This is a genomic window from Streptomyces sp. NBC_01808 (genome assembly GCF_035917395.1).
Lineage (GTDB): Bacteria > Actinomycetota > Actinomycetes > Streptomycetales > Streptomycetaceae > Streptomyces.
Window position 1 is genome coordinate 6,575,553 of record NZ_CP109072.1, and the last position, 25,174, is coordinate 6,600,726.

The following is a 25,174-nucleotide window of genomic DNA, read 5'->3' on the forward strand; positions in this document are numbered from 1 at the left end:
GTTTGAGGTCGCCGCGGCGTCAATGGAGGGGCGCTGGGCGATCACCCTTTCGTGTGCTTTTCACCAAAGCCCTCAAGGCGGCCGGGACGTCCGCCGACAAAGGTTTCGTGAGTACCCTTGCGCAGACCATGATGACGGCCCGCTCCTCCGAGTCCGGTTTCGCCGGCCACGGGGATCTGGACCGCTACCCGTTCCCCGACGGCCCCGCGGCCGCCGCCCCCGCCGCTCCCGTCCCCCCTGCCGCCGCCCCCGGCCCCGCCGCGCCGCCCGCCGCCCCCGCGCCGCCCGCGTGGGACACCGGTGAGCCCGAGATCGGCCGCGTCGGCCGCCGCGCGGCGACCAGCCGGGGCCGCGGCCTCCACGGCCAACTCGTCCAGCAGCTCGGCCAGATGATCGTCTCGGGCGATCTGGGCGCCGACCGCCCGCTCGTGCCCGAGGAGATCGGGCAGCGCTTCGAGGTCTCCCGCACCGTGGTGCGCGAGTCCCTGCGTGTGCTGGAGGCCAAGGGCCTCGTCAGCGCCCGCCCCAACGTCGGCACCCGGGTCCGCCCGGTCAGCGACTGGAACCTGCTCGACCCGGACATCATCGAGTGGCGGGCCTTCGGCCCGCAGCGCGAGGACCAGCGCCGGGAGCTGTGCGAGCTGCGCTGGACGATCGAGCCGCTGGCCGCCAGGCTCGCGGCGGGCCACGGCCGCGGCGCCGTCCAGCAGCGGCTGACGGACATGGCCGAGATCATGAGCCACGCGCTGGTGCAGGGCGACACGGTCACGTTCGCCCGCGCCGACGCCGAGTTCCACGCGCTGGTCCTGCAGGTCGCGGGGAACCGGATGCTGGAGCACCTGGCCGGCGTGGTCACCGCGGCGCTGCAGGTCTCCGGCGGCCCCGCCGGCGGCTGCGACCGCCCGAGTGAGCAGGCCGTCACCCACCACGTGCACATCGTGGAGGCGCTGGGCAGCGGCGACGGCGCCGCGGCCGAGTCGGCGATGCGGCAGTTGCTGGGTGTGCACACCGAGATCGGCGCGGGCGACCGCGTCGTGCCGGCGCCGCGCGAGCACTGACGGCGGGGTACGGGCGCGAGGCCCCGGCCCCGCGCCCCCGTCGGTACGCGCCCCGGCACCGCCGCCGGCCCCCGCCGGGGGACGGCGGCGCCGCGCCCCGGCAGGACTCTCCCACCCGCCTGGCGGCCCGGGACCCCGGAGCCCACCCGCCTGGCGGCCGGGACACCCGAGCCCACCGCGCGGCGGCCCCCGGACACCCGAGCCGGCCCCGGCCGGGCCGGGTCGCAGCAGCCGACCGCAGGCGCGGGCCCCGGGACACCCCACACCGCAGGGGCGGCCCGGGAGACCCCCCGGACGGGCCCCGGACGACGCGTCCGGGCAGCCACCCGGGCACGTACCGCGACGCCCGCGCCCCGGCCCGTACGAGACCCCCGGAGACCACCCGGACACCCCCGGACATCCGCAGGACACCCCCCCGGAGATCCCGGAACGCCGCCGGACCACCCGCCCGGGCACCCACCCGGCCGTACCCGGCCCCACCGGCCCCGCACGCCCCGCGCCCACCGGCGCACAACCGCCGGACGGCGGGCGTACGCCGCGCTCCGCCCGGGCGTCCGCACGCCCTCCGGGCGCCCGGACGGGCCGGCGCCTGCCGGGCGGCTTTCGTGCCGCCGCGCCGGTGGCAGTAGATTGTGACCTGGGCCACGTGGATTGGGCGTAACGCTGTGCGGGAAGGCGCGATGACCTAAGAGGTGGTGGCGCACGTATCGCGGTTCCGCCTCTACGCCGGTGGTCCATCCCCGCCACCGGTCGTTCCCATCGTTTCGAGAGGTTGTTCGTGTCGGCCAGCACATCCCGTACGCTCCCGCCGGAGATCGCCGAAGCTGAGTCCGTGATGGCACTCATCGAGCGGGGGAAGGCCGAAGGGCAGATCGCCGGTGATGACGTGCGTCGTGCCTTCGAGGTTGACCAGATTCCGCCCACCCAGTGGAAGAGCGTCCTGCGCAGCCTCAATCAGATCCTCGAAGAGGAGGGTGTGACACTGATGGTCAGTGCCGCAGAGGCGCCCAAGCGCACCCGCAAGAGCGTGCCGGCGAAGACCCCGGCGAAACGGACCGCCACCAAGGCGGTCGCCAAGCAAGCCGTCCCCGCCAAGACCGCGACGAAGAAGCCGACGGCCACGGCCACGGCGCACGCGGTCCAGGAGGCCCCCATGGACGATCCGGTGCCCGCGGGCCTGGGCGACCCGGCGGACGAGCCGGAGAAGAAGGCCGCCGCCAAGAAGACCACCGCCAAGAAGGTGGCCGCCAAGAAGACCGCGGCGAAGAAGGCCCCGGCCAAGAAGGCGGCCGGCAAGAAGGGCGCGGCCAAGGACGGCGAGTCCGGCTCCGAGGGCCCGGACGACGGCTCCCTGGAGAAGGAGGAGCCGCCGGCCGAGGCCGAGGCGGAGGGCTTCGTGCTCTCCGACGAGGACGAGGACGACGCCCCCGCGCAGCAGGTCGCCGCGGCCGGAGCCACCGCAGACCCGGTCAAGGACTACCTGAAGCAGATCGGCAAGGTCCCCCTGCTCAACGCCGAGCAGGAGGTGGAGCTCGCCAAGCGCATCGAGGCCGGCCTCTTCGCCGAGGACAAGCTCGCCGCCGCCGACAAGCTGGCGCCGAAGCTCCGCCGCGAGCTGGAGATCATCGCCGAGGACGGCCGCCGCGCGAAGAACCACCTGCTGGAGGCCAACCTCCGCCTCGTGGTCTCCCTCGCCAAGCGCTACACGGGCCGCGGCATGCTCTTCCTGGACCTCATCCAGGAGGGCAACCTCGGTCTGATCCGCGCCGTCGAGAAGTTCGACTACACCAAGGGCTACAAGTTCTCCACGTACGCCACCTGGTGGATCCGGCAGGCGATCACCCGCGCGATGGCCGACCAGGCCCGTACCATCCGCATCCCGGTGCACATGGTCGAGGTCATCAACAAGCTGGCCCGTGTGCAGCGCCAGATGCTCCAGGACCTGGGCCGCGAGCCCACTCCGGAGGAGCTGGCCAAGGAGCTGGACATGACCCCGGAGAAGGTCATCGAGGTCCAGAAGTACGGCCGCGAGCCCATCTCCCTGCACACCCCGCTGGGCGAGGACGGCGACAGCGAGTTCGGCGACCTGATCGAGGACTCCGAGGCGGTCGTGCCGGCCGACGCGGTCAGCTTCACCCTGCTGCAGGAGCAACTGCACTCCGTCCTCGACACGCTCTCCGAGCGCGAGGCGGGCGTGGTCTCCATGCGCTTCGGGCTCACCGACGGGCAGCCCAAGACCCTGGACGAGATCGGCAAGGTGTACGGCGTCACGCGCGAGCGCATCCGCCAGATCGAGTCCAAGACCATGTCGAAGCTGCGGCACCCGTCGCGCTCCCAGGTGCTGCGCGACTATCTCGACTGAGCCGAGCGGCCTCCAGCGCCCCTGACCTGCCCTGCCGCGGGTCGGGGGCGTTTTCCTTCGCCGGTGGCGCGGGGCGTGCCGCCGCGGCCGCGATACGTGCGGAAGCCGGTACGAATTCGTGAACTCTCCGGGAATTGACGACACTTGCCGGGCGTGACAATCTCGGATCCTCAGGGAGGACATGACTCATGAGTAGTGCCATGCCGTGGCACGCGGACCATCCTGTGCTGGCTGCCTTACGCCATCGCCGGGAAAAGGGACATACGCACGACAAGCCCGTGGACGACCTCAAGATCGGGCTTGCCGTCGAGGGGGGCGGCATCCGCGGCGTCGTCTCGGCGGCCATGCTCTGCGCCCTTGAGGATTGCGGGCTCAATCAGGCGTTCGACACCATATACTCCGCTTCTTCCGGTGCCATCAACAGCGCCTACTTCCTCAACGGCGAGACCTGGTATCCGCTTTCGATCTACTACGACGACCTCGCCACCCGGACGTTCGTCGACTTCCGGCGCGTGCTGCGCGGCCGCATCATGGACCTGGACTACGCGTTCGAGGTCGTGGACAACGTCAAGCCCCTCGGGTACGAGAAGGTCATCGCCTCCCCGACGCGGCTGCACGTCGCCGTCACCCTCGTGGACGACATCCGCACCGAAGCCGTCACCGACTTCACCTCGCGCGCCGACCTGCGGGCCGCCCTCGTCGCCAGCGCCTGGCTCCCCGTCGCGCTGCGCGGCACCGCGGACTTCCGCGGCTCCCGGGCCGTCGACGGCGGCGTCCTCACCCCGCACCCGTACAAGCTGGCGCTGGCGGACGGCTGCACGCACGTGCTGTCCCTGAGCACCCGCCCCATCCAGCCGCCCGCGCAGAAGCTGTCCGTCTCGCAGCGCTGGGCCATCCGCCATCTCGACCGCATCCGCGACGGCCTCGGCCGGGGCTACGGCGAGGCGATCGAGCGCTACCGGGACGAGCGCCTCATGCTGCAGCGGCGGATGACGGAGCCGGGCGACGCCCCGTACGTGCTCGACCTCGCGCCCCTGTCGTGGATGCCGCAGGTCAAGCGGCACGAGCTGGATCCCGGCCGGATTCTCGGCGGCGCCCGCGGCGGGTACGAGGTGATGTACTGCGCCGTCGAGGGCAAGGACCCGGCGCTGATAAAGAACGGCCGCATTCGCGCCGTACCCCAACTGACCATCGTGACGAAGGACGATGCCCACAACCGGCAGCGCGCGTAATCTCCGCGCGATCATCCGCGCCTTATCCGATACTTCACCCGCACCGGGCGGGGCAGGCGCCGCGACCCGGGCGGAGAACGAGTTATGCGAGTGGGACCGGGAGGACTGGAGCCGGGTCCTTTTCGGCCTGCCGTTCGAGGCGCACAGCTTTAGCGGCGAGTTCGAGCAGTCGTGGGAATCGGTCATCGAAGAGGTGGCCCGCTGGCGTACGGAATTCGCCGGCCGCCCGGAGCCGTTTCGCACCGAGTTCCGGGCGGTCGGCGGATATCTCGGCCTGCTCCTCCTCACCCTGGTGTCGCTGGCGCACTCCTACCAGCGCCGCTACGACCAGGGCGAGCGGACGCCGCACGACTGCGCCGCCTTGTGCGTGCCGGCGGTCGCGGACCCGGCCGTGCGGGAGGCGATACGGACGCTGTACGCGCCCGACGTCGCGATTCCGGACGTGGAGGGGAGCGCCGACGAGGACGCCGCGACGCTCGACGCGTGGCGCGAAGTCGACATCGGGACGCTGCGGTTCCACCGCCACGGCACGACGTCGTTCATCCTGACCGGTCTCCCGCTGCGCCAGGCGCACGGCAGGCGCATCCCGTTCGCCCTCAAGTGCATCGTCTACCCGTACCTGAGGGTGCCGACCATCGTCCGGGCCACCCGGGAGTACCGCTCCGCCTACGGCGACGTCCGCGCGGGGGAGGAGGCGGCGACCGAGGCGCTGCCGCTGGCCCGTGCGTGGGCGAGCAGCGGGCGGTGGATCCTCATGGACTTCGTGCCCGGCGAGACGCTGGCGGAGTATCTGAGCCGGCAGCCGGACAGCACGCGCATCCGGCTCGATCTCCTGCGCGACCTCGGGCCCCGGCTGCTGGGGGTGCTGGACGAACTGGACCGGTGCGGCCTGCGCCACGGCGACCTCTCCCCGTCCAACATCATCCTCAGCGGATCGGGTTCGGGACCGGGCGGCGGTACGGGTGCGGGGAGCCGCCGCTTCGTCCTCATCGACCTCGGCGTCAACTACCTCTACTCCCACACCGTCCCGGGCTCCGGAGGACCGGACGCGGCGTTCGTGGCACCCGAGGTACGCAGCGAGACGATGGTGGTCGACCCCCGGCAGGCGGACCTGTACTCCGTCGGGCAGCTCCTCATCGCGATCGGCAGCGAGCACCGGGAGACGGCCGGGTCCGGCGCGCGCGCCGTGACCGTACCCGACGCCTTCTACGCCGAGACGCCGCTGCTGGCGCGGTTCATCGAGGACCTCACCGACTCCGTCCCGGAGAACCGGCTGCTGCTGTTCCGGCCCGTGCCGGGGGAGCGGCTCTATCCGCAGTTGCTCCACTTCTACGAGGAGGAGCTGGCGGCCGTCGAGGCGACCCGGGTGCAGAGCGCCGGCACCCGCTTCGTCCGGCTGTACACGCCGCTCGCCGGGGCGCCGAGGCAGCAGCTCCAGATGTGGCGGATCCGGCGCACCCAGTCGCTGTACCACGACCCGCACCGCGGCATGCACGTGCGCTGGCTGCTCTTCTTCTCCTGGCTGTCGGCCGCGGCCTGGTACGTCGCGGCGAGCATCGTCATCACGTACTGGCTGCGCGACCTCAACTGGAGCTGGGGCAACAACTACATCACCCTGCTGCAACGCACCAACAGCGCCGGCGAGGAGGAACTCCCGCTGCTCGACTGGCTGCGGCTGGACGGCTACACCATCCCCGACCACTCCGCCAACGCGCCGGTGCGGCTGGTCGGCATGAGCTTCCTGCTGGCCGGTGCCCGGTACTACCAGAACCTCTTCGCCGGTCTCACCCCGCTGGTCGCGGGCCGGGAGCAGGGGCGGCTGAGCCGGCGGGCGGTCCTGGCCGAGGTCGCGATGCGGCTGTTCACCCTGATCCCCGCCGTGCTGGTGCTGTCGACCACGCTGTTCCACCGCGACTGGTGGCCCATCTGCACCGCCATCGGCATCCTCTCCACCGCGCTGTGCAACGCCGCCTGCCTGGTCTTCGCCCGCGCCGCCGTCGCCGAGGCCCGCGGCAGGCAACTGGGCACCGTGCCCCAGGGCCGGATCGCCGGTCTCGACGCGCTCTACAGCTGGACGCTCACGGCCGGCTTCTACAGCGTGGCCTGCTGGGGCATCGGGCTGTCGATCTACGTCGGTACGGCGAAGGACGTCTACATCTACGCCGGGTCGGTGGCCGCCATCAACATCGTGATCTTCTACCTCGCCCGGTGCAGCGGCAGCGCCGCCGACGAGGTACGGACCATCCTGACCCGCGCCTGTCTCGCCTCCGAACGGCTGCGCCACCTGCCGGCCCCGGCGGCGACGGCGGCACCCGCGGTGACGTCGTCCCCGGCGGCGGCACCGGCGGCGCCGTGACCGCGGCCCCCGGGCACCTCCCGGGGGCGCGGGTCGTTCGGATGCCACGCCCCCGCCGGACCGGCGTTGCCGCAGGTCACGCGGGAATCCCGGGGGCCCGCGGGCGGCGCGACTGAGGTGCGGCCCGCGCCCTGCTGAATGAGGCTGTAGTGCACGACCGCCCAAGCCTCACGCCGTCAGGGAGTCTCAATGATGAAGTCAAGCCGTCTGCGTGGCCGGCGGGGCGGGGGTGAATGCTCGGTTGTCGCGCAGGAGTGCCCACAAGACGCTGGCGCGTCGGCGGGCCAGGGCGATGACGGCCTGGACGTGTTTGCAGCCTTCGCCGCGCTTCTTGAGGTAGAAGTCCCGGTTCGGGCCTTCGCGGATGATGCTGGTCTGCGCGGAGAGGTAGAACACCCGTCGCAGGCGGCGGCTGTAGCGCTTGGGCCGGTGCATGTTGCCGGTGCGCCGGCCGGAGTCGCGTGGGACGGGCACGAGGCCGGCTGCGGAGGCGAGGTGGCCGGCGTCGGTGTAGGCGGTCAGGTCGCCGGCGGCGACGATGAACTCGGCGCCGAGGATCGGGCCCATGCCGGGCAGGGACTCGATGATCTCGGCTTGGGGGTGGCTGCGGAACACCTCACGGATCTGCTTGTCGATCTGCTTGAGCCGGTCGTCCAGGGCCAGGATCTGCGTGGCCAGGTCGGCGACGAGCTGAGCGGCGACGTCCTCGCCGGGCAGCGCGGTCTGCTGTGCCTGGGCGGCATCCAGTGCGGTCGCGGCAACGGCGTCGGCGCCGCGCACGCTGCGGTTGGCCAGCCAGGCCGTCAGTCTCGCCCGGCCACGGCGCCGGATCGCGGCCGGTGTCTGGTAGCCCGTCAGCAGGACCAGCGCACCTTTGTGGGCGGAGTAGTCGAAGGCCCGTTCCAGCGCGGGGAAGACGCCGGTCAGCATGTCGCGGAGCCGGTTGATCATCCGCACCCGGTCGGCGACCAGGTCGGCGCGGTGGGCGGTCAGCAGTGCGAGGTCGGCGGCCAGCTGCGCGGGCACGTCGATCGTGGCGAAGTCCCGGCGGTGGCGGGCGGTTTCGGCGATGACGTAGGCGTCACGGGCGTCGGTCTTGGCCTCGCCCCGGTAAGCCCCGGCCATGCGGTTGACCGTGCGGCCGGGCACGTAGACGGCCCGCTGGCCGTGGGCGGCGAGCAGAGCCAGCAGCAGCGCGGAGGACGTGCCGGCAATGTCCACCGCCCAGCAGACCTCGTCCGCCAGGCCGAGGATCTCCCCCAGCGCGGTCAGGATCGCGGACTCGTCGTTGTCGATCTTCTTCGACCACAGCGTGGCGCCGGTGTCGTCGACCACCGCGGCCCAGTGATGGCCCTTGCCCGCGTCGATACCGGCCCAGACCCGGACCTGTCGCTTACTCACTCGCCCCTCCTCGTTCCGTACAGCATGCCGCCGGCCCGAGGAACACCCCGCTGTCATCTCCGTAATCAGCGACCGCACACAGCGCGCACATCTCAATCAGCAGCCAGGGCGCCCCGGAGAACCGGACGGCCACTCCTTGGAAGCCACTGAAGGCAAGAACCCATAAGCCACATCCGGCCCTCCCGGGCCGCCCAACAACTTACGGAGACCCCATGTACCCGCGTCTTCGCTCGATCGCCGCCGTCGTCGCCGCGCTGCTGCCCCCGGCCGTGCTCGGGCAGGCGCCGCCGGCGGCGGCGGACGGCGTGGTGGTGGGCGGGCACCCGGTGGCCATCGACGACAGCCCCTGGACGGTCGCGCTGACCAGCCGGAAGCTCTTCGGCGACGAGCGGTCGGGGCAGTTCTGCGCCGGCGTGCTGGTGTCCCCGAAGGTGGTGCTGACCGCCGCGCACTGCCTCGCCGAGGAGACCCTGGGCGAGCACTGGAGCAAGGTCGGCGACCTGGCCGTCGTGGCCGGCCGCGGTGACCTCGCGGGCACCGAGGGCGAGGAATTCGCCCTCGAAAAGGTCTGGGTGAACCCCGACTACGACGCCTGGACCAACGCCGGCGACCTCGCCGTGCTGCGGCTCAAGCGCCCGGCCGAGACCACGGCCTTCCTGAAGCTGGCGGAGAAGCCGGACGACCCGGCGTACGAGCCGGGCTCGCCCGCGCGGGTCTACGGCTGGGGGGACACCGCGGGGAACGCCAGCTACCCCACGAGGCTGCACGCCGCCGACGTCGAGGTGCTGCCGGACACGGTCTGCGAGCGGGCGTACCCGGGGAGTCCCGACGGCCGCTACGTGGCCGCGTCGATGGTCTGCGCGGGGCTGATGCGCGGCGGTCCTGACGCATGCCAGGGCGACAGCGGCGGTCCGCTGGTCGTGAAGGGCCGGCTGGTGGGCCTGGTCTCGTGGGGCGGGGGCTGCGGTGAGAAGGGCCGTCCCGGCGTCTATACGCGCATCTCGGCGGCCGTGAAGACCGTCACGGCACACGGGCCCGTCAAGGCCCCCTGAGGACCGCAGACGCCCCCCAGGGCTCTCCTGCCGCGTTTGCCCTCGCGCTGCCTGCGCGCCGCGCCGCCCGTCGCCGTACGGGCCCGTACCGCCCCGGAAACCGACGAGGCGGCCACCCCCCAGCGGGAATGACCGCCCAGGTCCGGCCCGGAGGCCGCACGAGGCTCGTCGGGCTGACGTCGGCGCGTCAGCGTTCGTCGGCGGATGCCGACGCGGGAGTGGTCTGGAGCCGCTCCGTCTCGTCCTGTATCTCGGCAGCGATCTTCTTGAGCTCCGGCTCGAACTTACGGCCGTGGTGCGCACAGAAGAGCAGGTCGCCGCCGCTCGTCAGGACAACGCGCAGGTAAGCCTGGGCGCCACAGCGGTCGCACCGGTCGGCGGCCGTCAGCGGGCTTGCGGGAGTCAGAACAGTAGTCACGTCGCCTCTTCTCTAGCTCGACGAGCTGTCGTACCAGGGTCAACATCCAACCAGGCCGAAAACGTTCCCGCTCGTGGGTCGGGATCGGGAAAGCGTTCCTGACCAGGCCCGATGTCGCCAGGTGGCGGCGGATGAGCCGTAATGCTTGTCGCGCCTGTGCCGTAATGAGCGTCTTTGGGCCTTTTTGACCTCCCCGGCTGGGTTGCCGGTTGTTCATGAGGACGTGCCCGGAGCCTAAATGGTTCATGCGCGTAAGGGAACGTGATAAACCAATCACCCCTCCGAGGGATCGAACATGCACTCGAAGCGGGACTAGTATCGAGTCACATGCGGGTGGCTGCGTACCGGCTCTATAGAGCCTCGGTACCCTCTGACCGGCAGATGAGGCCCGCCACCGCCACCCGGGCCCGAATTCAGCGAGGAGCGAACTGAGTGACCGCCGACACGTCCGTGCCGTCCGTGCTGGCCGCCGCCGAGCGCGACGGCTCCAACTACACCGCGCGGCACCTGCTCGTTCTGGAGGGCCTGGAGGCCGTCCGCAAGCGGCCCGGCATGTATATCGGCTCCACCGACAGCCGCGGCCTCATGCACTGCCTGTGGGAGATCATCGACAACTCTGTCGACGAGGCCCTGGGGGGGTATTGCCGGAACATCGACGTGCTGCTCGCCGCCGACGGCTCCGTGCAGGTCGACGACGACGGCCGCGGGATCCCCGTCGACGTCGAGCCGAAGACCGGGCTGTCCGGCGTCGAGGTGGTCATGACCAAGCTGCACGCCGGCGGCAAGTTCGGCGGCGGCGCGTACGCGGCCTCCGGCGGCCTGCACGGCGTAGGCGCCTCCGTGGTCAACGCGCTGTCCGCCCGGCTCGACGTCGAGGTCGACCTGTCGAGCAGGACGCACTCGATGAGCTTCCGCCGCGGCGTCCCCGGCCGGTTCTCGGGCAAGGGCGCCGACGCCTCCTTCGAGCCCGCCAGCGGCATGACCAAGGGCAAGAAGATCCCCAAGACCAGGACCGGCACCCGCATCCGCTTCTGGCCGGACCGGCAGATCTTCCTCAAGGACGCCGCGCTCTCGCTCGACGACCTGCACGCGCGCGCCCGGCAGACCGCCTTCCTCGTGCCCGGCCTCACGCTCACCGTGCGCGACGAGCGCTCCGCCGACAAGGCGGACCACACCGCGGAGACCTTCCGCTACGACGGCGGGATCAGTGAGTTCTGCGAGTTCCTCGCCCCCGACCGCCCCGTCTGCGACGTGCTGCGGCTCTCCGGGCAGGGGACGTTCAAGGAGACCGTCCCGGTGCTCGACGACCGCGGGCACATGACGCCCACCGAGGTCACCCGCGACCTCGGCGTCGACATCGCGCTGCGCTGGGGCACCGGGTACGACACCACGATCCGCTCTTTCGTCAACATCATCGCCACTCCCAAGGGCGGCACCCACGTCACCGGCTTCGAGCGCTCCCTGACCCGCACGGTCAACGACGCACTGCGGAGCCTGAAGCTGCTGCGCGTAGCCGAGGACGACATCGTCAAGGACGACGCGCTGGAGGGCCTGACCGCCGTGGTCACCGTCCGGCTGGCCGAGCCGCAGTTCGAGGGCCAGACCAAGGAGGTGCTCGGCACCTCGGCGGCCTCCCGGATCGTCGCCCAGGTCGTCACCAAGGAGCTGAAGGCGTTCCTGACCTCGACCAAGCGGGACGCCAAGCAGCAGGCGCGCGCCGTGCTGGAGAAGGCCGTGGCCGCGGCCCGTACCCGTATCGCCGCCCGGCAGCACAAGGAGGCGCAGCGCCGCAAGACGGCGCTGGAGTCCTCCTCGCTGCCCGCCAAGCTCGCGGACTGCCGCAGCGACGACGTGGAGCGCTCCGAGCTGTTCATCGTCGAGGGCGACTCCGCGCTGGGCACCGCCAAGCTCGCGCGCAACTCGGAGTTCCAGGCCCTGCTGCCGATCCGCGGCAAGATCCTCAACGTCCAGAAGGCGTCCGTCGCGGACATGCTGAAGAACGCCGAGTGCAGCGCGATCATCCAGGTGATAGGAGCCGGCTCGGGGCGGACGTTCGACATCGACCAGGCGCGCTACGGCAAGGTGATCTTCCTCGCCGACGCCGACGTCGACGGCGCGCACATCCGCACCCTGCTGCTCACCCTCTTCCAGCGCTACATGCGCCCGATGGTCGAGGAGGGCCGGGTCTTCTCCGCGGTGCCGCCGCTGCACCGCATCGAGCTGGTCCAGCCCAAGAGGGGCCAGGACAAGTACATCTACACGTACTCGGACACCGAGCTGCGCGAGACCTTGCTCGACCTGCAGCGCAAGGGCACGCGCTTCAAGGACTCCATCCAGCGCTACAAGGGCCTCGGCGAGATGGACGCCGACCAGCTCGCGGAGACCACGATGGACCCGCGGTACCGCACGCTGCGGCGGATCAACATCAGCGACCTGGAGGCCGCCGAGCAGGTGTTCAACCTGCTGATGGGCAACGAGGTCGCCCCCCGCAAGGAGTTCATCACCAACTCGGCGGCCACCCTGGACCGTTCGCGGATCGACACCTGAGCCCAGGACCGGCCGGAGCCGGCCGGGGCCCGGGCCCGCGCAGGCCGGTCTCAGCCGCGGCCGGACGCCGCCTCGAACTCGGTGACCCAGTGCCGGGTCCGGTCCAGGTACGCGGTCTCGGCCGCCGCGCCCGTACGCCCGTAGGCGCCGTCGTACGTGACGTAGACCGGCTGCGGCGGCGCCGCCGCAGCCGCTCCAACTGGCTGCCCTCGTGCCACTCGTTGAACGACGTGAGCGTCACCCAGTCCGCCGGACCGCCCTTCGCCGGATCCAGCACGTAGCCCCAACTGCGGTCGTACACCGCGCCGTCCGCGCGGTCCACGGTCGGGGAGGTGTTGCCGGGCACGGCGCGGTCGTCGAGGTAGCCGGGGCCGATGGACGGCGCCCACACGTACCCGTTCTGCCGGCACCAGGCGGCGACGCCGCCCCAGTCCGGGTCGTTCGCGCCCGCGATGGCGTCGTACGTGTAGATGCCGCCGAAGTGCGTGACGCGGGAGACGTCCGTGGTCTGCGCCATCACCGGCGCGCTGTCGCGGATCGCCGCGATCGGCGCCCAGTCGGCCAGCGGGTGGAACGGGTCCAGGAACTTCTGGTTGGAGATCGCGATGCCGCTGCCGGGCGCGTTGGTGTCGAGGACGCGGTTGTTCTCGACGGTGATGTCCGTGCCGCCGTAGATCGCGATGCCGTTGGCCAGGTTGGGCTGCGGGATGGTGTTGTCGGCGAAGACGCAGTCCACGTCAGGCGCGTTGAGGGACCACATGGCGCCCCGGGGATCCAGGGGGTGTCGATGGAGAGTACCCGGAGGTGACGGCGAGCGACGCGTCGAGCTTGGTGCCGTGGGCGTAGACGGCGAGGCTGCCGGACTTGCCGTCGGGGACGCTGTACGCGACGTTCACGGCGTTCGCCCGCGCGGTCAGCGTGAACTCGACGTACTCGCCCAGGGCGTCGAGCCGCACCGCCTGCCGCCCCGAGGACTCCGAGGCCAGGGTGCCCTGGGTGTAGTCGGGGCCGACGAGGCCGCCGTCGGTGTCCGCCGCCTCCGCCTCGATCGAGACGAACGGCAGGTCGGCGCCCGCCTCCGGCGCCGTGGGCGCCGCCGGGCACGGCGACGAGCACCGCGGCGGCGCCCACGCATGCGGCCGGCGTGATCCTTCCTGTGCGTGCCTTGCGCATGGCGTACCTTCCCGTGGGGGGGGGGGTGACGGGCCGGCGGTCCGGCCGCGCGGCTCAGCGGTCCTAGATGCGCAGCCAGACCGCCGTGTCCCGCGGCAGCCGCCCGTCGTCCAGGGGGCCGCTGCCGATCAGGACGTCTCGGTAGGCCGGGAGCGGCGCGGGCTCCGCGGCGAGGTTGACGACGCAGACGAACGCGTCGGAGCGGGCGAAGGACAGCACGCCCGCGGGGGCGTCGAGCCAGCGCATCGGCCCGTCGCCGAGCCCCGGCTCGCCGCGGCGCAGCCGCAGCGCGTCGCGGTAGAGGCGCAGCATCGAGCGCGGGTCGTCCTCCTGGCGCTCGACGGCGTACGTGCCCCAGCCCGCGGGCTGCGGCAGCCACGGCTCGGCCGGCGCGGCGCCGTCGCCCTGCCCGGACGGACCGCCGTCGACCGCGCCCGCCGGGTCGCTGAACCCGTACGCCGGTCCGCCGGGACGCCACGGCAGCGGCACCCGGCAGCCGTCCCGCCCCGGGTCGCGGCCCTCGGAGCGGAAGTGCATCGGGTCGACGATGCGGTCCCGGGGTATCTCCGCCTCCGGCAGGCCCAGTTCCTCGCCCTGGTAGAGGTAGACGGAGCCGGGCAGGGCGAGCGAGAGCAGCGCCGCGGCGCGCGCCCTGCGGGTGCCGCGCACCGGGTCTGTCGGGGTGCCGAAGCGCTTGGCGGCGAAATCGAAGCCGGTGCCCGGGCCGGCGTCGTCGCGGCCGTAGCGGGTGACGGTGCGGGTCACGTCGTGGTTGCACAGCACCCAGGTCGCGGGCGCGCCGACCGGCGCGTGGTATTCGAGCGTGGTGTCGATGGACGCGCGCAGCTCGGCGGCGTCCCAGGGGCGGGCGAGGAAGTCGAAGTTGAACGCGGTGTGCAACTCGTCCAGGCGCAGATAGCGGGAGAAGCGCTCCGGCTCCGGCACCCACAGCTCGCCGATGAGCACGCCGTCGTACTCGTCGGCGATGGCCCGCCAAGAGCGGTAGATGTCGTGCAGCTCGTCGCGGTCGACGTACGGGCTGGGCTCGCCGCGCGGGTCGTCCTCGTTCCAGTCGGGCAGCTCGGGGTCCTTGGCGAGCAGGGCGGCGGAGTCGATGCGTACGCCCGCCGCGCCCCGCTCGAACCAGAAGCGCAGCACGTCCTCGTGCTCCCGGCGCACCGCCGGGTGGGCCCAGTTGAGGTCCGGCTGCCGCTCGGAGAACAGGTGCAGGTACCAGTCGCCGTCGGCGTGCCGGGTCCAGCACTCGCCGTTGAACTGGGAGGGCCAGTTGTTCGGCGGCAGCTCGCCGCCGGGGCCGCGCCCCGCGCGGAAGTGGAACAGCTCGCGCTCCGGGCTGCCGGGCCCGGCGGCCAGCGCGGCGCGGAACCAGGGGTGGGCGTCGGAGACGTGGTTGGGCACGACGTCGACGATCGTGCGGATGCCGAGGGCGCGGGCCTCGGCGATCAGTTTCTCGGCCTCGTCCAGGGTGCCGAACGCCGGGTCGATCGCCCGGTAGTCGGCGACGTCGTAGCCGCCGTCGGCCATCGGCGAGACGTACCACGGGGTGAACCAGATGGCGTCCACGCCCAGCTCGGCGAGGTACGGCAGCCGGGCGCGGACGCCGGCGAGGTCGCCGGTGCCGTCGCCGTCGCCGTCCGCGAAGCTGCGTACGTAGACCTGGTAGATGGCGGCGTCGCGCCACCAGCTCGTATCCGACACTTGATCCCTCACAGGAAATCCCTACTGGTTCAGGAGGAGGGCCCTTACCGTCAGCCCTTGAGGCTGCCGGCGGTCAGGCCGTGCATGATGTTGCGCTGGAAGACGAGGAAGATCACCAACGTGGGCACCGAGGCGATCGCGAGGGCCGCGATGAGCTGGTTCTCCGGCACGCTCGTGCCCAGCGAGTAGATGCCGACGTTGAGGGTCTGCTTCGACGGGTCGGGCAGGGTGAGCATCGGCCAGAGGAAGTCCTTCCACACGGCGACGACCGCGAAGATCGACACGACGCCGAGGATCGGCCGGGACATCGGCAGGACGATGGACCGCAGGGTGCGCATCGGCGAGGCGCCGTCCATGGCGGCGGCGTCCATCAGCTCCCGGGGGATGGAGTCGAAGAAGCGCTTGAGCAGGAAGATGTTGAAGGCGTTGGTGACCGAAGGAAGCCAGATCACCCACGGCGAGTTGATGAGGTTGCGGTCCACCACCGGCACGTCGAGCACCGTGAGGTACTGCGGTACGACGAGCACCGTGGCCGGGATCATCAGGGTCGCGAGCATCGCGCCGAGGATGACCTTGCCCAGCACGGGGCGGAGCTTGGACAGGGAGTACGCCGCGGCCACATCGAAGACGAGCTGGAAGGCCAGCGCGCCGAAGGCGTACACGCAGGTGTTGAGGAGCAGTTGCGACAGGTCCAGCACGCTCCACGCCTCGGAGTAGTTCTCCGGCTGCACCTCGCCCGGCACCAGCGTGGGCGGGGTCTGCGCGAACTCCTGCGAGGACTTCAGCCCGCTGGTCACCATCCAGTAGAGGGGCCCGATGAACGCCAGCGTGAAGACCACCATGACCAGCGCGAAGGCGGTCCAGTACAGGGCCTTTCCGCGCGGCCTGGCCAGCACCGCCGGCGAGATCAGCGTCCTTTGTGATTCGGCCATCTGGGATCTCCCGGCTTCAGTCTTCGCTGCCGCGGTCGAGGCGGACGAACGCGGCGGAGAAGACGGCGAGCACCAGCATCAGGACGACCCCGAGGGCCGCGGCGCTGCCGTAGTTGTTGAAGGTGAAGGCGTACTGGTAGATGAGCTGGACGACGGTGAGCGTCGAGTTCTCCGGGCCGGCGCCGCCGGTGAGCAGGAACGGCTCCACGAAGACCTGCATCGTGGCGATGATCTGCATCAGCAGCATCAGCGACAGGATGAGCCGGGTCTGCGGGATGGTGACGTGCCAGATCTTGCGGAAGAGGCCGGCGCCGTCCAGCTCCGCGGCCTCGTACAGCTCGCCCGGGATGCCCTGCAGCGCGGCCAGGTAGATCAGCGTGGCGGCGCCCATGTTCATCCAGGTGGCCGCGATGACGACGGAGATCATCGCGGTGTCGCCCGACTGCAGCCAGTCCTGCGCGGGCAGGCCGAAGGTCTCCAGGATGCGGTTGAAGAGCCCGTAGCCCGGGTCGTAGAAGTACTTGAAGAGCAGCACGGAGGCGACCGGCGGCAGCATCACCGGCAGGTACACCAGGACCCGCAGGTACGCGCGGCCGTGCCGGAACTCGTTCAGCACGATCGCGACCGCGAACGGCACGGCGAAGCCGAGGAGCAGCGCGAGCCCCGTGAAGGCGAACGTGTTGCGCCACGCCTGCCAGAAGGCCGGGTCGTTGACGATGTAGCTGAGGTTCGACCAGCCCGCCCAGACGGTCTCGCCGTCCTCGTTCTTCTGGAAGGCCAGGATGAACTCCCTGACCATCGGATACCAGGAGAAGAGTGTGAAGCAGAGCACGGCGCCGATGAGGAAGCCGTGCGCGGTCAGGTTGCGGCGCAGTGCGCGGCCGAAGTCCTCGCGGCCCGCGCGCCGCCGGCCGGCGTGCCGCCCCTCGGCGGGGGCGGCCGGCCGGGAGAGAGTGGGCGCCGCCATGGCTACTGGTTCGCGAGGACCTGGTCGACCTGGTCCTCGGCGGTGTCGAGCAGCCCGGCGGGGTCGGCGTCCTCGTCGGTGAGCACGCCGGACATCACCGTGTCGAGGACCTTGTAGATCTCCTGGGCCTTGGGCGGCTCGGCGCGGCCGGGGACCGGGTTGTCGCGGAGCGGCTGGAAGTTCTCGACCGGCATGGTGGAGTGCTCGGCGCGCAGCTCGTCGTCCTGCTGCTTGCTCTCGCCCTTCCAGAAGTCCGGCTGGGGCAGCCCGACGGGCAACTCGTCCGCCTTCGTACGCGCCCATTCGAACTGGCCCTTGCCGGGGGTGAGGAACTTGAAGTTCAGCCAGGCGATGGCGGCCTTGATCTGATCGGGCGAACTGCCCTTCTTGATCAGGTAGTCGTTGCCCCCGAAGAGGGTCGCCTCGCCGCCGGGCATCGGCCCCATGCCGAAGTCGGCGTAGTCACCGCCCAGTTGCTGGACCATGTACGTGATGTCGTCGGGCGCGGCGAGGAACATGCCGAGCTTCCCGGACGCCATCTGCTTCTGCAGGTCACCCCACTTGAGTAACTGCGTCTTGCCCATGCTGTCGTCCTCCCAGCGCATCGCGTGGAGGTTCTCGACGTACTCGCGGCCGGTGTCGTCGTTGAACGCGGCCTTGGTGCCGTCCTCCGAGACGATGTCGCCGCCGAGGCCGTACATCGAGGCGGTGAAGTGCCAGCCGCCGTTGTTGCCGGCGCTGTACTCGCCGAAGCCGCTGATGCCGTCGCCGAGGCCGGCTATCGCCCTGGCGGCGGTACGGACCTCGTCCCAGGACGTCGGCGGGTCGTCGGGGTCGAGGCCGGCCTCCTCGAAGAGCTTGCGGTTGATCAGCAGGCCCATGGTGTAGTTGCTGGTCGGCAGCCCGTAGAGCTTGCCGTCCTGCTTGAGGACGTCGAGGACCTGCGGGTCGATGTCCGCGAGCGCCGGGACCGTCTTCTCGTTGACGTACGCGGTGATGTCCGCGGCGCCGTCGTTGTCCAGCACCTGCTGGAGGTCGGTGAAGTAGGTGTAGAAGGCGTCCGGCTGGGACTTGGCCTTGAGCATGGCCGTGAACCGCGGGGGCTCCAGACAGGGGTCGGTCTGCTTCCCCTCGATCGTGACGTTCGGGTACTCCTCGTTGAACGCCGCTACGTCCTCTTTCCACTCCTTCAGCTCGGCCTTCTCGGCCGCCGGCGGCATGCAGTCGATCGTCAGGGTGACCTCGGTCTCCGGATCCAGCGGGGCGGCGGCGTCGGCCGGATCGGCCGCGTCGTCCCCGCCCTCGTCGGAGCTGGAGGTGCCGCAGCCGGCGACGAGCGCCAGGGCGGCGCTGACGGCGAGGGCGGCGCTGGTACGGCGGAACCCGGTTTGTCTCATCTCGGTGACCCCTCTGGTCAGGAGCGGGAAACCACGGCTGCAGGCTGCCGTGGCGCGCACACTCAACCACCGTCGACAGGTCTTCGCAATATGTCGCGCGGAAATTGCAAGAATGAGACTGAAAGATGAAGATCCTTCACCGAGCGGGGCCGGTGGAGCCGCGCACCACCAACTCCGGCTCGAACAGCAGCTCGTCGGCCGCCACCGGGGCGCCGCCGATCTGCGCCGACAGCAGCTCGACCGCCGCCCGGCCCATCGACTCGATCGGCTGCCGCACCGTCGTCAGCGGCGGCGACGTGCAGTTCATGAACGCCGAGTCGTCGTAGCCCACCACCGACACGTCCCCCGGCACGTCCAGGCCGCGCCGCCGCACCGCCCTGATCGCCCCGAGCGCGAGCGGGTCGCTGGCGCACACGAAGCCGGTGACGCCGTCGTCCAGCATCCGCGTCGCGGCAGCCTGCCCGCTCTCCAGCGAGTACTGCGCCCGCGCCACGCGCGACTCCGGCAGCTCCAGGCCGGTCTGCCGCGCCAGTTCCTCTGCGGCCGCGAGCTTGCGGGCCGAGGGCACGTGGTCCGCGGGGCCCAGCAGCATGCCGATGCGGCGGTGCCCGAGCGACGCCAGGTGGCGCCACGCCTGTTCCACGGCGACCGCGTCGTCGCAGGAGACGCGGGGGAAGCCCAGGTCGTCGATGGCGGCGTTGATCAGCACCACCGGGATGCGCCGCTCGGCCAGCCTGCGGTAGTGCTCGTGCGGTGCGGCGGACTGCGCGTACTGGCCGCCGGCGAACACCACGCCGGAGACCTGCTGTTGCAGCAGCAGGTCGACGTACGCGGCCTCGGAGACCCCGTTCTTGGTCTGGGTGCAGAGCACCGGGGTGAGGCCGAGCTGGGCCAGCGCACCGCCGACCACCTCGCCGAGCGCGGGGAAGATCGGGTTCTGCAGCTCGGGCAGGACCAGGCCGACAAGCCGGGCGCGCTCGCCGCGCAGTTGCGTGGGCCGTTCGTAGCCGAGCACGTCGAGGGCCGACAGCACGGCCTGCCGGGTCGCCTCCGACACCCCGGGCTTTCCGTTCAGCACGCGGCTGACGGTGGCCTCGGAGACCCCCACCTTCTTGGCAACCTCAGCAAGTCGTCGAGTCATGGACGCAAGATTAGCGCAAGAAACGCAAGCTACTTGCGGTGGGTGCGGGATCGATCGTTTCCACCCACGTCAGCGGCACGGCGGAGGGTGCGGGCGGACGCGGCGGGCGGCAGCGCCTCCGCGGGAATCCCGGGAACCGCGGGGCGCCCGGGGTGCGGAGGGATCACCGGGACGGACGGGCCCCGCGGGACGGGGCGTTGAAGAACGGTTAGGCTCACCTTCGTGAGTACGTGCGCGACCGCCTCGGGAGAGCTGGCCGAACCGCTCGCCGGGACCGCGGCCGTCGCCGCGACCTGGCTGCTCGTCGAGCAGGCCGGGCCGTGGGGGAACGAGGCGCTGACCCAGAGCCACCTCGACCCCGAGATCGGCCGCGCGCTGGAGGAGCGCGCCGAGGGCACCGGCGTGCGCGTCGCGCTCATCCGCCGGCCCGGCAGGCACGCCGACGTCCGCCGCCCCGCAGGCGTCCGCCGTTCCGTCGGAGCCCGCCGCCCCGCCAGCCGCCGCGTCCTCGCCGCCCACACCGCCCCCGGCGGCACGTGGATCCGGGCCACCGAGGTCCGCGACCCCGCGGACCTCGTCGGCCTCGACCTCGCCGCACTCGGCCGCGGCGAGCATGCCGGCTTCGACGCCGCCCTCGGCGCCGGCCCGTACCACGGCGACCCGCCGGTCTTCGTCTGCACCAACGGGCGGCGCGACCGCTGCTGCGCGCTCCTCGGCCGCCCGCTCGCCGCCGACCTGCACGCCGCGGGTGGCACCGCGACCTGGGAGATCACCCACATCGGCGGCCACCGCTTCTCGCCCACGCTGCTCCTGCTCCCGCACGGCTACGCCTACGGCCGCATGACGCCGCACGCCGTCAAGGAGGTCGTCGAGTCGCTGGCCTCGGGGCTGGTCGTGCCCGAGGGGTGCCGCGGGCGCTCGACGTGGGAGCGGCAGGGGCAGGCGGCGGAGCTGGCGGTGCGGCGGCTGGCAGGCGCGTACGGGGCGGACGACCTCGCCGTCGTACGTACCGAAGGCGGCGGCGACGCCGAAGGCGACGGCTGGCTGGTGACCGTCGCGCACCGCGACGGGCGCGCCTGGGACGTGCCCGTCGCCCCGCGCGCCGCCGCGGCAGCCACCCCGGCGAGCTGCGGTGCCGCGCCGGTGGCGCAGACGCGGATGGCCGCGGGGCCGCCGAGACTGCACTGAGCCCGCCGCCGCACCAGATGACTACTCTGCGTAGTCGGGCGAGGCTACCCTGGGGCGGGTGTGCGGGGAAGTGCGGGGGGATGTGCGGGGGGGGATGTGCGGGGGGATGTGCGGGATGTGTGTCCGGGGGAGTGCCCGTAGCGTCCTGGTCGGTTACGGTTCGCGCTCATGGGCCCACCATCGACCGCACGCCGCGGCGAGCCCCGCGGCTCCGGCCGGCGGCTCGGCTGGCCGCGCCGTGTCTCCTCCCAGATCCTGCTCATGCAGCTCGCCCTGGCCACGGGGGTCACGATCCTCGCCGCGGCGCTGTTCCTCGCGCCGTACAGCGACGAGCTGGACCGGCAGGTGATGCGCCGCGCCATGGCCATCGCGCAGAGCACCGCCGTGGAACCCGGCCTCGCCGAGGCCCTGCTGACCACCCCCGCGGACCCGGAAGGCCCCGTGCAGCGCCGCGCCGAGCGGATCCGCAGGGCCACCGGTGCCGAGTACGTCGTCGTGCTGGACAACCGCGGCGTGCGCTGGTCCCACACCCGGCCCGAGCGCGTCGGCCACCGCGTCTCCACCGACCCCTCCGCCGCGCTCGCCGGCGAGGAGTGGATGGGCATCGACACCGGCACCATGGGGCGGACCGCCCGCGGCAAGGTGCCGCTCTACGACCGCGAGGGGCGGATCGTCGGCGCGGTCTCGGTCGGCATCCCGTACGAGGGCGTACGCGACCGGGTCATCGCGGCGGTGCCCGGCGTGCTGGCGTACGCGGGGGGCGCGCTGGCCGTCGGCGCGCTGGTCGCCTTCGCGCACTCCCGCCGGCTCCAGCGCCGCACCCGCGACCTCGCGTTCTCCGACATAGCCGCCCTCCTCGACGAGCGCGAGGCGATGCTGCACGGCATCCGCGAGGGCGTCGTCGCGCTCGACGGCGCCGGCCGGCTGCGGCTGGTCAACGACGAGGCCGCCCGGCTCCTCGGCATCGACCCCGAGCACACCGGCCGGCCCCTCGACGACGTGCTGCGCCCGGGCCGTACCGCCGACGTGCTCGCCGGCCGGGTCGCCGGCTCCGACCTGCTGACCGTCAGCGACGGCCGGGTGCTCGTCGCCAACCGCATGCCCACCGCCGACGGCGGCGCCGTCGCCACCCTGCGCGACCGCACGGAACTGGAGCAACTCGGCCGCGAACTCGACTCCACCCGCGGGCTCATCGACGCCCTGCGCGCCCAGGACCACGAGCACGCCAACCACCTGCACACCCTCCTCGGGCTGCTGGAGCTGGGCATGACCGAGGAGGCCACCGAGTACATCGCCGAGGCCGCCGGCGGCCGCCGCGCCACCGCGGAGCAGGTCACCGGCCGGATCCGCGACCCGCTGCTGGCCGCGCTGCTCGTCGGCAAGGCCACCGTCGCCGCGGAGCGGGGCGTGCCGCTGGTGCTGACGGGGGAGCTGCCGGACCGGGCCGTGGACCCGCGCGGTCTGGTCACCATCGTCGGCAACCTGGTCGACAACGCCCTGGACGCGGCGGTGGGTTCGCCGGTCCCGCTGGTCGAGGTCGACCTGCGGGCGGACGGCGAGACGGTACGGCTGCGGGTCGCCGACTCCGGGCCCGGGGTGCCGGCGGAGCGGCGCGAGCTGGTCTTCGCCGACGGCTGGACGACGAAGGAGCCGCCCGCGCACGGCAAGCGGGGCCTCGGGCTCGCGCTGGTGCGGCGGCTCGCGGAGCGGCACGGGGGCCACGCGGAGGCCGGCGAGCGGCCGGGCGGGGGCGCGGAGTTCACCGTCGTGCTCCCCGAGGCGCTGGCGCCGGCGGCAGGGCGCGTCCCCGGCAGCCGGCTGCCGGCCCCGTAGCCCGCGGATCCGCCGCTACGCGGCCCCCGCCCCGGTCAGCGCCCGGACCTCCGTCTTCGCGTGCCGTACGGGATCGGCGGGCTCCGCGGACGTGACCGTGCCCAGCCAGCCCGCGAGGAAGCCCAGCGGCACGGACACCAGCCCCGGGTTCTGCAGCGGGAAGACGTGGAAGTCCATGCCCGGGAAGAGGGCGTCCGGGCTGCCCGAGACCACCGGCGAGAAGACCACCAGCAGCACCGCGGGGCCGAGCCCGCCGTACACCGCCCACAGCGCGCCGCGCGCGGTGAACCGGCGCCAGAACAGCGCGTAGAGCAGCACCGGCAGGTTCGCCGAGGCCGCCACCGCGAACGCGAGCCCCACCAGGAACGCCACGTTCAGGTCCCGGGCCAGCAGCCCGAGGCCGATGGCCAGCGTCCCGATGACCGCCGCGGCCACCCGCGCCACGGCCACCTCGCCGGCGCCAGCGGACGCGCCGTCCGCGTCCCGTGGCGTACGGCCCGCGCGGCGCCGCGCGCGGGAGCGGCACACCGTCGCGTACAGGTCGTGCGCCACCGACGCGGACGACGCCAGCGTGATCCCCGCGACCACCGCCAGGATCGTCGCGAACGCCACCGCCGCCACCACCGCGAAGAGAACGGTTCCGCCGGTGGTGGCCGCGCCGCCGCCGAGGTCGAGCGCCAGCAGTGGCACCGCCGTGTTGCCCGACGGGTCGTCCGCGCGCACCGCGTCGCCGCCCACCAGCGCCGCGGCGCCGAAGCCGAGCACGATCGTCATCAGGTAGAAGCCGCCGATCAGCCCGATCGACCAGACCACCGAGCGGCGCGCGGAGGTGGCCGTCGGCACGGTGTAGAAGCGGGCCAGGATGTGCGGCAGCCCCGCGGTGCCGAGGACCAGCGCGATGCCGAGGCTGAGGAAGTCCAGCCGGTCGGCGAGCCCGCCGCCGTACGCCAGCCCCGGGGCGAGGAAGTCGGCGCCGTGGCCGCTGCGCCCGGCCGCGGACTCCAGCAGCGCGCCGGGGTCGCCGTGGAAGCGCAGCAGCACCAGCACGGTGAGGGTGAGCGCCCCGGCCAGCAGCAGCACGGCCTTGACGATCTGGATCCAGGTCGTCGCGCGCATCCCGCCGAGTACGACGTACGTGACCATCAGCGCGCCGACGCCCGCGACCGCCGCGGTGCGCGCGCCGGTGCCGGTGTGGCCGCCGGCCAGCAGCGCCACCAGGCTGCCCGCGCCGACCATCTGCGCGACGAGGTAGAGCACCGAGACCGTGACCGACGAGATGCCCACGGCGAACCGCACCCGCGGGCGGCGCAGCCGGGAGGCGACGACGTCGGCGAGGGTGAACCGGCCGCAGTTGCGGACGAGTTCCGCGACGAGCAGCAGCACGACGAGCCAGGCGACGAGGAAGCCGACGGAGTACAGCACGCCGTCGTAGCCGTAGAGCGCGATGAGGCCGGAGATGCCGAGGAAGGAGGCGGCGGACATGTAGTCCCCGGAGATGGCGAAACCGTTCTCCATGGGGGTGAAGAGCCGGCCGCCGGCGTAGAACTCCTCCGGTGAGCCGTGCCGCCGCCGGCCCGCCCACAGCGTGATGGCCAGCGTCAGCGCCACGAACGCGCAGAACAGCAGCAGCGCGAGCTTCTGGTGCTCGCCGGTCACCGGCCCGGCTCCTGCTCCGGGTGCGCGGTGGCGGGGTCGCCGTCGGGGCGGCGGGTCCGCATGGCGATGTCCCAGCGCAGGTCGTGCGCGGCGGGGTCGCGGCGCAGCCGGGCGTGCCGGGCGTACGCCCAGGTGAGCAGGAACGTCGTCGCGAACTGGCCGAGTCCGGCGAGCAGTGCGACGTTCAGCGGTCCCGCGACCCGGCGGCCCATCAGCTCGGGGACGGCGGTGGCGGCGACGACGTACGACAGGTACCAGGCGAGGAACGCGAGCGCGGCCGGCACGACGAAGCGGCGGTAACGGCTGCGTACGCGCTGGAACTCGGGGGTGGTGTGGACGGCGAGGTACACGGCGTCGTCCGCTTCGCCATCGCCATCGCCATCCCCATCGCCGTCCCGTACACCGGAGCCGGCGCTTTCCGCGGCCCGGGGAGGCGGCGGGGCGGGGACGGGCTCCGGCTCCCAGCCGTCCCAGCCCCAGCCGGGGGCCGGGGCGGCGGGCACGTAGAGCTGCTCCCGCCGGTCGGTCGGCGCGGTCCGGGCGGGCCAGGGCTGCAGGTCAGGCCAGGGCGACGCGTCCGGCCAGGGCTGCGCCTCCGGCCAGGGCGACAGGTCGGAACGGCCGGACCAGTCCGGCCGTTCCGACCACGGATCGCGGGGCGGGGCTGGCGGGGCCCCCTCGGGCCCCTGGGGGTTGTTCACCGGAGTGCTCTCCTCGCTCGGCGGAGTTGCCGCCTGCCCAG

At 72.4% G+C, this 25,174-nt stretch carries 17 protein-coding genes and 1 pseudogene; 8 read left to right on the forward strand and 10 right to left on the reverse strand.

The window, feature by feature from the left end:
* Positions 1 to 53 precede the first annotated feature (53 nt).
* The 4 genes from OG946_RS29020 (at position 54) to OG946_RS29035 (ending at position 7,008) form a co-directional block, all read left to right on the forward strand.
* Positions 54 to 1,058: a FadR/GntR family transcriptional regulator gene (locus OG946_RS29020; RefSeq protein WP_326798919.1), complete on the forward strand. Its 1,005-nt coding sequence runs from the start codon at positions 54 to 56 to the stop codon at positions 1,056 to 1,058.
* 772 nt (positions 1,059 to 1,830) lie between these two features.
* Complete coding sequence (locus OG946_RS29025) at positions 1,831 to 3,420, forward strand: RNA polymerase sigma factor (protein ID WP_326798920.1); 1,590 nt, start codon at positions 1,831 to 1,833, stop codon at positions 3,418 to 3,420.
* Positions 3,421 to 3,698: 278 nt separating this feature from the next.
* Positions 3,699 to 4,652: a patatin-like phospholipase family protein gene (locus OG946_RS29030; RefSeq protein WP_326798921.1), complete on the forward strand. Its 954-nt coding sequence runs from the start codon at positions 3,699 to 3,701 to the stop codon at positions 4,650 to 4,652.
* Positions 4,627 to 7,008: a hypothetical protein gene (locus tag OG946_RS29035; RefSeq protein WP_326798922.1), complete on the forward strand. Its 2,382-nt coding sequence runs from the start codon at positions 4,627 to 4,629 to the stop codon at positions 7,006 to 7,008. Before OG946_RS29030 ends, OG946_RS29035 begins: the two co-directional genes overlap by 26 nt.
* A 198-nt stretch (positions 7,009 to 7,206) precedes the next feature.
* On the opposite strand, the gene OG946_RS29040 is transcribed toward OG946_RS29035, so the two are convergent.
* On the reverse strand, positions 7,207 to 8,409 hold the full coding sequence (locus tag OG946_RS29040; protein WP_326795825.1) for an IS110 family transposase: 1,203 nt from the start codon (positions 8,407 to 8,409) through the stop codon (positions 7,207 to 7,209).
* Between the two features lie 212 nt (positions 8,410 to 8,621).
* On the opposite strand from OG946_RS29040, the gene OG946_RS29045 reads away from it, so the two are divergent.
* A complete protein-coding gene (locus OG946_RS29045; RefSeq protein ID WP_326798923.1) occupies positions 8,622 to 9,461 on the forward strand; it encodes a S1 family peptidase in 840 nt (279 codons plus the stop codon).
* Positions 9,462 to 9,648: 187 nt separating this feature from the next.
* Here the strand turns inward: OG946_RS29045 and OG946_RS29050 are convergent, their stop codons facing one another.
* A complete protein-coding gene (locus OG946_RS29050; RefSeq protein ID WP_047018479.1) occupies positions 9,649 to 9,879 on the reverse strand; it encodes a DUF7455 domain-containing protein in 231 nt (76 codons plus the stop codon).
* A gap of 432 nt (positions 9,880 to 10,311) precedes the next feature.
* On the opposite strand from OG946_RS29050, the gene OG946_RS29055 reads away from it, so the two are divergent.
* Positions 10,312 to 12,426, forward strand: coding sequence for a DNA gyrase/topoisomerase IV subunit B (locus OG946_RS29055; RefSeq protein WP_326798924.1), 2,115 nt, complete (start codon positions 10,312 to 10,314; stop codon positions 12,424 to 12,426).
* A gap of 50 nt (positions 12,427 to 12,476) precedes the next feature.
* Here the strand turns inward: OG946_RS29055 and OG946_RS36220 are convergent.
* The 6 genes and pseudogenes from OG946_RS36220 to OG946_RS29090 all read right to left on the reverse strand — a co-directional run bounded on the left by OG946_RS36220 (position 12,477) and on the right by OG946_RS29090 (position 19,755).
* Positions 12,477 to 13,599 (reverse strand): annotated as a pseudogene (locus OG946_RS36220) (hypothetical protein).
* Between the two features lie 63 nt (positions 13,600 to 13,662).
* Entirely contained in the window at positions 13,663 to 15,318 is a 1,656-nt protein-coding gene (locus OG946_RS29070) for a glycoside hydrolase family 13 protein (RefSeq protein WP_326800395.1), read from the reverse strand.
* Positions 15,319 to 15,368: 50 nt separating this feature from the next.
* Positions 15,369 to 16,250: a carbohydrate ABC transporter permease gene (locus OG946_RS29075; protein ID WP_326798927.1), complete on the reverse strand. Its 882-nt coding sequence runs from the start codon at positions 16,248 to 16,250 to the stop codon at positions 15,369 to 15,371.
* Positions 16,251 to 16,266: 16 nt separating this feature from the next.
* Entirely contained in the window at positions 16,267 to 17,217 is a 951-nt protein-coding gene (locus OG946_RS29080; RefSeq protein WP_326798928.1) for a carbohydrate ABC transporter permease, read from the reverse strand.
* Positions 17,218 to 17,219: 2 nt separating this feature from the next.
* Positions 17,220 to 18,614 (reverse strand): ABC transporter substrate-binding protein, encoded by a 1,395-nt coding sequence (locus OG946_RS29085; RefSeq protein ID WP_326798929.1) that lies wholly within the window; start codon positions 18,612 to 18,614, stop codon positions 17,220 to 17,222.
* Between the two features lie 136 nt (positions 18,615 to 18,750).
* Positions 18,751 to 19,755, reverse strand: a complete 1,005-nt coding sequence (locus tag OG946_RS29090; RefSeq protein WP_326798930.1) for a LacI family DNA-binding transcriptional regulator — start codon at positions 19,753 to 19,755, stop codon at positions 18,751 to 18,753.
* A gap of 222 nt (positions 19,756 to 19,977) precedes the next feature.
* Between OG946_RS29090 and OG946_RS29095 the strand changes: the two genes are divergently transcribed.
* On the forward strand, positions 19,978 to 20,943 hold the full coding sequence (locus OG946_RS29095; protein WP_326798931.1) for a sucrase ferredoxin: 966 nt from the start codon (positions 19,978 to 19,980) through the stop codon (positions 20,941 to 20,943).
* A gap of 168 nt (positions 20,944 to 21,111) precedes the next feature.
* On the forward strand, positions 21,112 to 22,776 hold the full coding sequence (locus OG946_RS29100; RefSeq protein WP_326798932.1) for a sensor histidine kinase: 1,665 nt from the start codon (positions 21,112 to 21,114) through the stop codon (positions 22,774 to 22,776).
* A 15-nt stretch (positions 22,777 to 22,791) separates the two neighbouring features.
* Here OG946_RS29100 and OG946_RS29105 read toward each other — a convergent pair whose 3' ends face one another.
* Together OG946_RS29105 and OG946_RS29110 are read right to left on the reverse strand one after the other, a co-directional pair.
* Positions 22,792 to 24,432, reverse strand: coding sequence for a solute symporter family protein (locus OG946_RS29105; RefSeq protein ID WP_326798933.1), 1,641 nt, complete (start codon positions 24,430 to 24,432; stop codon positions 22,792 to 22,794).
* The gene (locus OG946_RS29110; RefSeq protein WP_442814519.1) at positions 24,429 to 25,133 is read right to left on the reverse strand and encodes a DUF485 domain-containing protein; all 705 of its coding nucleotides are present in this window, start codon (positions 25,131 to 25,133) and stop codon (positions 24,429 to 24,431) included. The genes OG946_RS29105 and OG946_RS29110 overlap by 4 nt, the downstream gene beginning before the upstream one ends.
* Positions 25,134 to 25,174: the final 41 nt, after the last annotated feature.

Excerpts from the sequence above, each read along its gene's own strand:
- OG946_RS29035 (WP_326798922.1), top strand. The coding sequence starts at position 4,627 with ATGCCCACAACCGGCAGCGCGCGTAATCTCCGCGCGATCATCCGCGCC.
- OG946_RS29045 (WP_326798923.1), top strand. The coding sequence starts at position 8,622 with ATGTACCCGCGTCTTCGCTCGATCGCCGCCGTCGTCGCCGCGCTGCTG.
- OG946_RS29075 (WP_326798927.1), bottom strand. The coding sequence starts at position 16,250 with ATGGCCGAATCACAAAGGACGCTGATCTCGCCGGCGGTGCTGGCCAGG.
- OG946_RS29080 (WP_326798928.1), bottom strand. The coding sequence starts at position 17,217 with ATGGCGGCGCCCACTCTCTCCCGGCCGGCCGCCCCCGCCGAGGGGCGG.
- OG946_RS29085 (WP_326798929.1), bottom strand. The coding sequence starts at position 18,614 with ATGAGACAAACCGGGTTCCGCCGTACCAGCGCCGCCCTCGCCGTCAGC.
- OG946_RS29090 (WP_326798930.1), bottom strand. The coding sequence starts at position 19,755 with ATGACTCGACGACTTGCTGAGGTTGCCAAGAAGGTGGGGGTCTCCGAG.
- OG946_RS29100 (WP_326798932.1), top strand. The coding sequence starts at position 21,112 with ATGGGCCCACCATCGACCGCACGCCGCGGCGAGCCCCGCGGCTCCGGC.